Raw genomic sequence first — 11,207 nt, 5'->3', positions numbered from 1 at the left:
GAGAGTCGGCAGTCCGAAAATCACCCAGCCCCCGGAGCACCCACCCCCGGAACCGCCCCCGGCGTCACCCACCCTCCCGAAAGCCCCACCCCCCACCCTCCAACCCCGCCGAGCCGTAGGCTTCAGGAGTTGAAGGGGACACCCGACCGAGGGCTCCCCACCCCTGGGAGGGCGGATCATGTCGACGGACACACCGGGCTCACAGTCGTCCCTGCACCGGGCGAATCTGGAACGGGTGCTCCGCGCGGTGCGGATGGCCGGCTCGCTGACCCAGGCCGAGATCGCCCGCGGCACCGGCCTCTCCGCGGCCACCGTCTCCAACATCGTGCGGGAACTGAAGGAGAGCGGCACCGTCGTGGTCGCCGACACCTCCTCCGGCGGCCGCCGCGCCCGCAGCGTCTCGCTCAGCGGTGACGCCGGCATCGTCGTCGGCATCGACTTCGGCCACACCCACCTCCGTGTCGCGGTCGGCAACCTCGCCCACCGGGTGCTGGCCGAGGAGAGCGCCCCGATCGACGTGGACGTCTCCGCGGCCCAGGGCTTCGACCGGGCCGAGGCGATGGTGGAGCGGCTGCTGGAGCAGGCGGGCTTCCGCCCGGAGAAGGTGATCGGCGTGGGTCTCGGCGTGCCCGGCCCGATCGACGTGGAGACCGGCGCGCTCGGTTCGACCGCGATCCTGCCGGGCTGGACGGGCATCGCCCCGGGCCGGGAGCTGGCCGAGCGGCTCGGCATGCCGGTGCACGTGGACAACGACGCCAACCTGGGCGCGCTCGGCGAGCTGGTCTGGGGTGCCGGCCGCGGCCTGAGCGACCTCGCGTACATCAAGATCGCCAGCGGCGTGGGCGCCGGCCTGGTGGTGAACGGCCAGATCTACCGCGGCCCGGGCGGCACCGCGGGTGAGATCGGGCACATCACCCTGGACGAGGCCGGCCCGGTCTGCCGCTGCGGCAACCGCGGCTGCCTGGAGACGTTCGTCGGCTCCCGCTACCTGCTCTCGCTGCTCAGCTCCACCCTCGGTTCGGACCTCTCGCTGCCCCGGGTGGTGGAGCTGGCGCACCAGGGCGACCTGGGCTGCCGCCGGGTGATCGCCGACGCGGGCCGCCAGATCGGCACGGGCGTGGCGACCTTGTGCAACCTGCTCAACCCCCGCCGGGTGATCCTCGGCGGCGACCTCGCCGAGGCCGGTGAGCTGGTGCTCGGCCCCATCCGGGACTCGGTCGCCCGCTACGCCATCCCCAGCGCCGCCCGCCAGCTCTCGGTCGTCCCCGGCACCCTGGGCGGCCGCGCGGAGGTGCTCGGCGCGCTCGCCCTGGTGATGAGCGAGATGGGCGAGTCCGGCGCCCTCGCCCGCCACTGACGCCCCCGCCCCGACCCCACCCGCTCCTCACGCCCTTCCCGCCCCCGATCCCGCGACCAGAACACCCGTTCGTCAACCCGGATTGACCCACATCCCCCGACCGACCTCCCGGAATGGCGGTAACCAGCCGGTGGCACCGGGCGCGCCGCTCGGTGTCCGGCAGGCGGAGATTAGACTCGACCGGTCGGTACCGGCCGCGACCACCGGCCTGCCGCCGGACCGGGCAGCGACGCCCGTCGGACCGTCCGTGGTCCGCGAACACTGAACGAGGAGGAACGGGTGGCCCTGCTGACCCGCATTCGGGGACCGCGCGATCTCGACCGGCTCACGCCCGGACAGCTGGCCGCACTGGCCCAGGAGATCCGGACCTTCCTGGTGACCGAGGTCTCCAAGACGGGCGGTCACCTCGGCCCCAACCTCGGCGTGGTGGAGCTCACCATCGCGCTGCACCGGGTGTTCGACTCGCCGCGCGACCGCATCCTCTTCGACACCGGCCACCAGAGCTACGTCCACAAGCTGCTCACCGGCCGCCAGGACTTCTCCCGGCTGAAGATGAGCGGCGGCCTGTCCGGCTACCCCTCCCGCGCCGAGTCCGAGCACGACGTGATCGAGAACTCGCACGCCTCCACGGTCCTCTCGTACGCCGACGGCCTCGCCAAGGCCAACAAGATCCAGGGCAAGGCGGACCCGGTCGTCGCCGTCATCGGCGACGGCGCGCTCACCGGCGGCATGGCCTGGGAGGCGCTCAACAACATCGCCGACGCCAAGGACCTCCCGGTCGTCATCGTCGTCAACGACAACGAGCGCTCCTACTCGCCGACCATCGGCGGCCTGGCCAACCACCTCGCCACGCTGCGCACCACCCAGGGCTACGAGCGCTTCCTCTCCTGGGGCAAGGACGCGCTGCAGCGCACCCCGGTGGTCGGCCAGCAGCTGTTCGAGACGCTGCACGGCGCCAAGAAGGGCCTCAAGGACTTCATCGCCCCGCAGGGCATGTTCGAGGACCTCGGCCTCAAGTACATCGGCCCGATCGACGGCCACGACCTGACCGCCCTGGAGTCCGCGCTGACCAAGGCGCGCGGCTTCGGCGGCCCGGTGATCGTGCACTGCCTCACCGAGAAGGGCCGCGGCTACCACGCCGCCGAGAACAACGACGAGGACCGCTTCCACGCCGTCGGCGTGATCCACCCGGACACCGGCCTGCCGGTCAAGAACTCGGGCAAGGACTGGACCTCGGTCTTCGGCGAGGAGATGGTCGCGCTCGGCCACGAGCGCGAGGACATCGTCGCGATCACCGCCGCGATGCTCCACCCGGTCGGCCTGGCCCCCTTCGCCAAGGAGTTCCCGGACCGCATCTTCGACGTCGGCATCGCCGAGCAGCACGCCGTCACCAGCGCCGCCGGCCTGGCCACCAACGGGCTGCACCCGGTGTTCGCGGTCTACGCGACCTTCCTGAACCGCGCCTTCGACCAGGTGCTGATGGACGTGGCGCTGCACAAGCTGGGCGTCACCTTCGTGCTCGACCGGGCCGGCGTCACCGGCACGGACGGCGCCTCGCACAACGGCATGTGGGACATGTCCATCCTCCAGGTCATCCCGACCCTGCGGCTGGCCGCCCCGCGCGACGCCGACCAGGTCCGCGCCCAGCTGCGCGAGGCCGTCCTGGTCAAGGACGCCCCGACGGTGGTCCGCTACTCCAAGGGCACGGTCGGCCCGGCCGTCCCCGCGGTCGGCCGGGTCGGCGGCATGGACGTGCTGCGCGCCGCCGAGGAGCCCTCCGGCGCCCACCGCGCCGACGTGCTGATCGTCTCGGTCGGTGCGATGGCCCCGACCAGCCTGGAGGTCGCCGACCTGCTGGCCGCCCAGGGGATCACCGCCACCGTGGTGGACCCGCGCTGGGTCAAGCCGGTGGACCCGGCCCTGCCGGGCCTGGCCGCCGAGCACCGGGTGGTCGTCACGATCGAGGACAACGGCCGGGTGGGCGGCGTCGGCGCGGCGGTCGCGCAGGCGCTGCGCGACGCGGACGTGGACCTGCCGGTGCGCGACTTCGGTATTCCGCAGGAATTCCTGGACCACGCCAGCCGGAACGAGATCCTGGCCGAGATCGGCCTGAACGGCCCCGACATCGCCCAGCGGGTGACCGCCCTGGTCGCCAAGCTGGACGCGGCGCCGGTCAAGGCCTGAGACGGCGGTCGGCGGAACGGACCCATGGCGCCAGCGGTGCCCGTAGTCCGTTCCGCCGACGACTGATTGTCGTAACTCTGTAACAGTTCGTCACGGAACGAGCTGACAATCGCACTGAATAGCGGGACCGGCGCCATCCGTGCCGATCCCGCCCGGTAGGTTGTCAATCGTGCCGACCCCCACCCGCCGCCGCCTCGCCGGCCTGGCCGACCGCCTGCCCGAGCGCGCCCGTACCCACCTTCGTCAGGGGTACTGGACCAGGCTGGTGCCGGTGCTCGCGCTGGTCGCGCTGGCCACCCACGTCCCGTCCTTCGCCCGGCCCGTCTGGAGCCCGGACGAGGGCTTCCTGGCCACCCAGGCCCGGATGCTCGCGGACGGCGGGGTGCTCTACGACACCGTCGTGGACCGCAAGCCGCCGCTGCTGCCCTGGCTGTACCAGGCCTGCTTCGCCCTCTTCGGCTCCGCCTCGCTGTGGCCGCTGCGCACCCTCGCGGTGGCGGCCCACCTGGTCACCGCGATCCTGCTGGCCTCGATCGCCCGCGGCCGCTGGGGCAACCGTGCCGGGGCCGGCGCCGGACTGCTCTACCTGCTGGTGTCCATCGGGCTCTCCCCGGAGGACACCCAGGCGGCGACCTTCGAGGTCTTCATGCTGCCCGCGATGGTGGCCGCCTTCCGCTACGCCGAGCGCCGCCGCTGGCTGGCCGCGGGCATCGCGGTCGCGCTCTGCTCGCTGACCAAGCAGACCGGCGGCGCGGTCCTGCTGCCGGTGCTCTGGATGCTCCTCCAGGACGCCCGCCGACGAGGGGTGCGCTGGCCGCCCGCGCTGTTCAAGATCGGGTTCGGCTTCGCGGTACCGATAGCCCTGGTGGCGGTCATCCTGACCAAGCCCAAGGGCTTCCTCTTCTGGGTGGTCACCGGCAGCGGCGACTACGCCTCCTTCGGCGGCGCCTGGCTGCAGATGCTCGGCCGGGCCTTCGGCAACCTGGGCATCCTGGCCGCGGCGGGCCTCGGCTTCCTGTACCCGGTCGGCCGCCGGCTCTGGTTCAAGTACCGTCACCGCCCGCTGCCGGTGGCCGGCGAGGAGTACGGCTCGACCACCGACCTGTGGGTCTGGCTGCTCTCCTCGGTCGTGGCGGTCAGCGTGGGCTTCCACTTCTTCGGCCACTACTACCTCCAGCTGATGCCCCCGCTGGTGCTGCTGGGCACCGGCGCGGTCGCCACCTCGGCGATCCGCTGGAAGCCCGTCCTGGTGTACACCACGGTCGCCGCCACGGTGTTCTGGACCCTGGCACTGGCCTGGCCGGGCGAGCAGATGAGCCGCAACACCGAGGTCGCCACCGCGGTCGCCGCCCAGACCACTCCCAAGGACACCGTGCTGGTCTGGGGCATGCACCCCGAGCTGTACTGGCTGGCCGACCGCAAGCCCGCCAGCCGCTACCTGACCGCCGGCTTCCTCACCAACTACAGCGGCGGCAAGGACGGCAGCCCCAACGTGGGCGAGCAGTTCAGCGTCAACAACGCCTGGCAGACCTTCGACAAGGAGCTCGCCAACGGCCTGCCCGAGGTCTTCGTGGACGACTCCGGCATCGCCCCCTACCAGCCGGTGATGGTGCCCCGGATCGAGAACCTGCTGGACACCCACTACGAGATGATCGGCGTCATCGGCGACACCGTCGTCTACCGCCTCAAGCACTGAGGCCCGAACGCCCCCCACGTACGGAGGAGCCCCGGCGACCAGGTCGCCGGGGCTCCTCCGTACAGCGCTACGCCTTACGCGGGCACCGAGGCCACGCCGGGGGCGAGGAACTTCTTGCCGTTCACCCGCTCCGAGACGCCCTCACGGTCCAGGTACGGGGTGATCCCGCCCAGGTGGAAGGGCCAGCCGGCACCGGTGATCATGCAGAGGTCGATGTCCTGCGCCTCGGCGACGACACCCTCGGCCAGCATCAGGCCGATCTCCTGCGCCACGGCCTCCAGGGCGCGGCTGAGGACCTGCTCCTCGGTGAGCACCGTGTCGCCGAAGGTCAGCAGCTCCAGCACCTCGGGGTCGAGGACCTGCTTGCCGTCGACCCAGGTGTAGAAGCCGCGCTTGCCGGCCTTGACCACCTTGCCGAGGTTCTCGGAGACGGTGAACCGCTCCGGGAAGGCGCCGTGCAGGGTCTCCGAGACGTGCAGGGCGATGGCCGGGCCGACCAGCTCCAGCAGCACGATCGGGGACATCGGCAGGCCGAGCGGCTCGACGGCTTTCTCGACGCTGGCGATCGGGGTGCCCTCGTCGATGATGTTCTGGATCTCGCCCATGAAGCGGGTCAGGATCCGGTTCACCACGAACGCCGGGGCGTCCTTGCAGAGCACCGAGGTCTTCTTCAGCTTCTTCGACACGGCGAAGGCGGTGGCCAGCGACGCGTCGTCGGTCTGCTCGCCGCGGACGATCTCCAGCAGCGGCAGGATCGCGACCGGGTTGAAGAAGTGGAAGCCGACGACCCGCTCGGGGTGCTTCAGCTTCGAGGCCATCTCGGTGACCGACAGCGAGGAGGTGTTGGTCGCCAGCACACAGGTCGGCGAGACCACGTTCTCCAGGTCCGCGAAGACGGTCTGCTTGACGCCCATCTCCTCGAACACGGCCTCGATGACGAAGTCCGCGTCGCCGAAGGCGGCGGCCTTGTCCAGCGAGCCGGTGACCAGGCCCTTGAGGCGGTTGGCCTTGTCCTGGCCGATCCGGCCCTTGCCGAGCAGCTTGTCGATCTCGGCGTGGACGTAGCCGACGCCCTTGTCGACGCGCTCCTGGTCGATGTCGGTGAGGACCACCGGCACCTCCAGACGGCGGGCGAACAGCAGCGCCAGCTGCGAGGCCATCAGACCGGCGCCGACGACGCCGACCTTGGAGACCGGACGGGCCAGCGACTTGTCCGGGGCACCGACCGGGCGCTTGGCCCGGCGCTGCACCAGGTTGAAGGCGTAGATGCCGCTGCGCAGCTCGCCGCCCATGATGAGGTCGGCCAGGGCCGCGTCCTCGGCGTCGAAGCCGGCCTGCAGGCTGGCCTTGTCGGCGAGGTCGGCGTCCTTGACGGCGGCGATGATGTCCAGCGCCTTGTAGGCGGCCGGGGCGGCGCCGTGCACCTTGCCGTCGGCGACCATGCGGCCCCAGAGGACGGCGTCGTCCCAGGCCTTGCCGCGGTCGATCGCCTCGCGCTCGACGACCAGGTCGCCCTTGAGGACCTTGGCGGCCCACAGCAGCGACTGCTCCAGGAAGTCGGCCGGCTCGAAGATCGCGTCGGCGATCCCCAGCTCGAACACGTCCTTGCCCTTGAGCTGCTTGTTCTGGTTCATCGAGTTCTCGATGATGACCTTGACGGCCTTACCGGCACCGATCAGGTTCGGCAGGATGGTGCAGCCGCCCCAGCCGGGGACGAGGCCGAGGAAGACCTCGGGCAGCGAGAAGGCCGGAACGCCCGCGGACACCGTGCGGTAGTCGCAGTGCAGGCCGACCTCGACGCCGCCGCCCATGGCCGCGCCGTTGTAGAAGGCGAAGGTCGGGACGGGCAGCGCGGCGATCCGCTTGAAGACCTCGTGGCCGCCCTTGCCGATGGCCAGCGCGTCGGCGTGCTGCTGGAGCAGCTCGACGCCCTTGAGGTCGGCGCCCACGGCGAAGATGAACGGCTTGCCGGTGATCGCGGCGCCGACGATCCTGCCCTCGGCGGCCTCGGCCTCGACCTGGTCCAGCGCCTCGGACAGCTTCAGCAGCGAGCCCGGGCCGAAGGTGGTCGGCTTGGTGTGGTCGAAGCCGTTGTCCAGGGTGATCAGGGCCAGCTTGCCGGCCTGCAGCGGCAGGTCCAGGTGGCGGACGTGCGCGGTCGTGACGACCTCGCCCGGGAACAGCTCGGCGCCGTGCTGGAGCAGCTCAGTGGTGTTGCTCATGGTCACTTACCACCCTCGAGCTCGGACGACTTTTCCGCTCCGCTCCAATGCGGGTTCTCCCAGATGATGGTCCCGCCCATGCCGAAGCCGATGCACATCGTGGTCAGGCCGTAGCGGACGTCCGGGCGCTGCTCGAAGCGGCGGGCCAGCTGGTTCATCAGGCGCACGCCGGAGGAGGCCAGCGGGTGGCCGAAGGCGATCGCACCGCCGTACGGGTTGACCCGCTCGTCGTCGTCCGCGATGCCGTAGTGGTCCAGGAAGGACAACACCTGGACGGCGAAGGCCTCGTTGATCTCGAAGGCCTGGATGTCGTCGATGGTCAGACCGGCCTTGGCCAGCGCCTTCTCGGTGGCCGGCACCGGGCCGATGCCCATGACCTCGGGCTCGACGCCCGCGAAGGCGTAGGAGACCAGGCGCATCTTGACCGGGAGGCCGAGCTCCTCGGCGACGTCCTCGGCGGCCAGCAGCGAGGCGGTGGCGCCGTCGTTCAGACCGGCCGAGTTGCCCGCGGTGATGTTGCCGTGCGGGCGGAACGGGGTCTTCAGGTTGGCCAGCGACTCCATCGTGGTGCCCGGGCGCAGCGGCTCGTCCACGGTGACCAGGCCCCAGCCGGTCTCGCCGACCTCGGGGTTGGTGTTGCGGACCGAGATCGGCACCAGGTCGGGCTGGATGTCGCCGTTGGCGTACGCCTTGGCGGCCTTCTCCTGGGAGCGCACGGCGTAGGCGTCGCAGCGCTCCTTGGTCAGGTGCGGGAACCGGTCGTGCAGGTTCTCCGCGGTCATGCCCATGAACAGGGCGGACTCGTCGACCAGCTTCTCGGAGACGAAGCGCGGGTTCGGGTCAACGCCCTCGCCCATCGGGTGGCGGCCCATGTGCTCGACGCCGCCGGCCACGACCACGTCGTACGCGCCGAAGGCGATGCCGCCGGCGGTGGTGGTCACGGCGGTCAGGGCGCCGGCGCACATGCGGTCGATCGCGTAACCGGGGACGGACTTCGGCAGGCCGGACAGCAGGGCGGCGGTGCGCCCGATGGTCAGACCCTGGTCGCCGATCTGCGTGGTGGCCGCCACGGCGACCTCGTCGATGCGCTCGACGGGCAGGTTCGGGTTACGGCGCACGAGCTCCCGGATGCACTTGACGACGAGGTCGTCGGCGCGCGTCTCGTGGTAGATGCCCTTCGGGCCGGCCTTGCCGAACGGGGTGCGGACGCCGTCGACGAAGACGACGTCCCTCGCGGTACGAGGCACGGGGGCTCTCCTCCCAGGGACCAACATTTCGAGGTGGACAGGCTGCCGCCGGGAAACACCCGAGCGGCGCCGCGTCACGGTCATGCTACCCGCCGGTAACCAACCTGCCCAGGCCCCTCCGAGGGTTCTGACCATGTGTCCCGCGACACGTCCGACGGTACGTCCGACCAGGAAGCCTCCCCGGAGACGCCGAAGGGGATGCCGTCCGTGCGGACGGCATCCCCGTTCGGAGCCCGATCGGTGCCGGGCGGCGCGATCAGCCCTGGGCCGTGGCGGTGGCCGCGGCGGCGGTGAAGGCGGCGGCCATCGCCGGCGCCACCAGGTCGACCTGCCACTGCCGGGCGCCGAGCCGGCGCAGCGCGGCGGCCACGCCCTCGGCGCCCGGCTCGGCCGGCGGCTCCCAGGAGACCCGGCGCACCAGGTCCGGGGTGATCAGGTTCTCGGCCGGCAGGTGATGGCGCTCGGCCAGCTCGCTGACCGCGGCGCGGGCGCCGGAGAGCCGGGCGGCGGCCACCGGGTCCTTCTCCGCCCAGGCCCGCGGCGGCGGCGGACCGTCGTGCGGCGCGGCGGCCGGCGGCAGCTGGTTCTCCGGGACCTCCCGGCCCCGTTGCACGGCCGCCAGCCACTGGTCCAGCTGGCGCCGGTGCAGGCGAGGGCCGAAGCCCTGGACGGCCTGCAGGGCGGCGATGTTCAGCGGCATGGCCAGCGCGGCGTTGACGATCGCGGCGTCCGAGAGCACCCGGCCGGGGGAGACGTCGCGCTCCTGCGCCATCCGGTCGCGGGTCAGCCACAGCTCGCGCACCACGGCCAGCTGGCGGCGCCGGCGGACCTTGTGCAGCTGCGAGGTGCGGCGCCACGGGTCGGTGCGCGGGGCCGGACGCGGGGCGGCGGCGATCGCGGCGAACTCCTCCAGGGCCCAGCCCAGCTTGCCCTGGGCGTCCAGCTCCTGTTCGAGTGCGTCACGCAGCTCGACCAGCACCTCGACGTCCAGGGCCGCGTAGCGCAGCCAGGGCTCGGGCAGCGGGCGGGTGGACCAGTCCACCGCCGAGTGCTCCTTGGCCAGGCTCAGCCCGAGCACGTTCTCGGTCATCGGCCCGAGGCCCACCCGGGCGAAGCCGGCGATCCGCCCGGCCAGCTCGGTGTCGAACAGCCGGGTCGGTCTCATGCCCACCTCGGCCAGGCAGGGCAGGTCCTGGGTGGCGGCGTGCACCACCCATTCGGCGTCCGCGATGGCGGCGCCCAGCCCGCTGAGGTCGGGGCAGGCGATCGGGTCGATCAGGGCGGAGCCGGCGCCGGCTCGGCGCAGCTGGATGAGGTACGCCCGCTGCCCGTAGCGGTAGCCGGAGGCGCGCTCGGCGTCGACGGCGACCGGTCCGGTGCCCGCGGCGAAGGCGGCGATCGTGGCGGCCAGCGCCTGCTCGTCCGCCACGACGGGCGGGATCCCCTCCTTCGGCTCAAGGAGCGGGACCGGGGCTGCTTCTTCTGGGATGGCTGCTACGGCGTCGGTCACCCACCAAGGGTACGACGGTCCTCGGAAGTGGGAGTGTTGTCGGACTGGTCAGACTGTTGATCGCCGGCGGGCGCTTCGGCCCGGGGCGGGAGACCGCCCGCTCGCCTCCGGCCCGCTCGGACCCGGGTGCGGGCCGGTTTCCGTCGGGGTGCCAGGGCGTCGGGTGTGCGGGTGCGGCGGCCCAGGAGGAACGTTCCTCCTGGGCCGCCGCGGCTTCGACGAGCGGTTCGGCCCGGTCGGCTCAGTGGATGATGCCGGTGCGCAGCGCTACCGCGACCATCCCGGCGCGGTCACCGGTGCCGAGCTTGCGGGCGATCCGGGCGAGGTGGCTCTTCACCGTGAGCGCCGACAGGCCCATCGCCACGCCGATCGCCTTGTTCGACTGGCCCTCGGCGACCAGCCGCAGCACCTCGACCTCGCGGCCGGACAGCTCGCGGTAGGCGGCCTGCTGCGGGCCCGGCGCTCCGGGAGCCCCGGGTGCGCCCGGAGCGCCGGTGGCGCCCGGCATGCCCGGCATCCCGGGGCGGCGCATCCGGCCGGCCAGTCCGGCGGCACCGAGCGGCAGGCCCGGGCGGCCGGGCATCGCGACGTTGGTGCGGGTGCCGGTGACCACGTAGCCCTTGACGCCGCCGGCCAGCGCGCTGCGGACCGCGCCGATGTCGTCGGCGGCCGACAGGGCCAGGCCGTTGGGCCAGCCCGCGGCGCGGGTCTCGGCGAGGATGGTCAGCCCGGAGCCGTCCGGCAGATGCACGTCGGCGACGCAGATGTCGCGTGGGGTGGAGACCCGGGGACGGGCCTCGGCGATCGAGGACACCTCGATCACGTCGCGGACGCCGAGCGCCCACAGGTGACGGGTCACGGTGTTTCGGACGCGGGGATCGGCGATGACCACCATGGCGGTGGGCTTGGTCGGCCGGTAGGCGACCACGTTTGCGGGGTGCTCAAGAAGGACCGACACCAGGCCTCCTGCGGGGAGTGGCGGACGGAACCC

The 11,207-nt window shown here is 72.2% G+C and carries 7 protein-coding genes; 3 read left to right on the top strand and 4 right to left on the bottom strand.

All coding sequences use genetic code 11. The annotated features are described in order from the left end of the window. Nucleotides 1–178: 178 nt before the first annotated feature. The 3 genes from ACZ6Z8_RS34885 (at nt 179) to ACZ6Z8_RS34875 (ending at nt 5,237) form a co-directional block, all read left to right on the top strand. Nucleotides 179–1,357 carry an ROK family transcriptional regulator gene (locus tag ACZ6Z8_RS34885; protein ID WP_465614019.1) on the top strand — a complete coding sequence of 393 codons (1,179 nt, stop codon included), beginning with the start codon at nt 179–181 and terminating at the stop codon, nt 1,355–1,357. 279 nt (nt 1,358–1,636) lie between these two features. After that, nucleotides 1,637–3,541: a 1-deoxy-D-xylulose-5-phosphate synthase gene (gene dxs, locus ACZ6Z8_RS34880; RefSeq protein ID WP_465614018.1), complete on the top strand. Its 1,905-nt coding sequence runs from the start codon at nt 1,637–1,639 to the stop codon at nt 3,539–3,541. A 169-nt stretch (nt 3,542–3,710) separates the two neighbouring features. Beyond that, nucleotides 3,711–5,237, top strand: coding sequence for an ArnT family glycosyltransferase (locus tag ACZ6Z8_RS34875; protein WP_465614017.1), 1,527 nt, complete (start codon nt 3,711–3,713; stop codon nt 5,235–5,237). 74 nt (nt 5,238–5,311) lie between these two features. Here the strand turns inward: ACZ6Z8_RS34875 and ACZ6Z8_RS34870 are convergent, their stop codons facing one another. The 4 genes from ACZ6Z8_RS34870 to ACZ6Z8_RS34855 all read right to left on the bottom strand — a co-directional run bounded on the left by ACZ6Z8_RS34870 (nt 5,312) and on the right by ACZ6Z8_RS34855 (nt 11,174). Further along, nucleotides 5,312–7,459, bottom strand: a complete 2,148-nt coding sequence (locus ACZ6Z8_RS34870; RefSeq protein ID WP_465614016.1) for a 3-hydroxyacyl-CoA dehydrogenase NAD-binding domain-containing protein — start codon at nt 7,457–7,459, stop codon at nt 5,312–5,314. Between the two features lie 2 nt (nt 7,460–7,461). Continuing rightward, nucleotides 7,462–8,706 (bottom strand): thiolase family protein, encoded by a 1,245-nt coding sequence (locus tag ACZ6Z8_RS34865; protein ID WP_465614015.1) that lies wholly within the window; start codon nt 8,704–8,706, stop codon nt 7,462–7,464. A 256-nt stretch (nt 8,707–8,962) separates the two neighbouring features. After that, complete coding sequence (locus ACZ6Z8_RS34860) at nt 8,963–10,216, bottom strand: HRDC domain-containing protein (RefSeq protein WP_465614014.1); 1,254 nt, start codon at nt 10,214–10,216, stop codon at nt 8,963–8,965. A gap of 241 nt (nt 10,217–10,457) precedes the next feature. Continuing rightward, the gene (locus tag ACZ6Z8_RS34855; RefSeq protein WP_188303604.1) at nt 10,458–11,174 is read right to left on the bottom strand and encodes a LuxR C-terminal-related transcriptional regulator; all 717 of its coding nucleotides are present in this window, start codon (nt 11,172–11,174) and stop codon (nt 10,458–10,460) included. Between the last annotated feature and the right edge of the window lie 33 nt (nt 11,175–11,207).

This window comes from Kitasatospora sp. NPDC101108, assembly GCF_055584725.1.
The sequence above is the reverse complement of the archived record's forward strand: the minus strand, read 5'-3'. Positions and strand labels throughout refer to the sequence as shown.

What these genes read in the sequence shown, in the direction of transcription:
- ACZ6Z8_RS34885 (WP_465614019.1), top strand. Translation starts at nt 179, where the DNA reads ATGTCGACGGACACACCGGGCTCACAGTCGTCCCTGCACCGGGCGAAT.
- ACZ6Z8_RS34870 (WP_465614016.1), bottom strand. Translation starts at nt 7,459, where the DNA reads ATGAGCAACACCACTGAGCTGCTCCAGCACGGCGCCGAGCTGTTCCCG.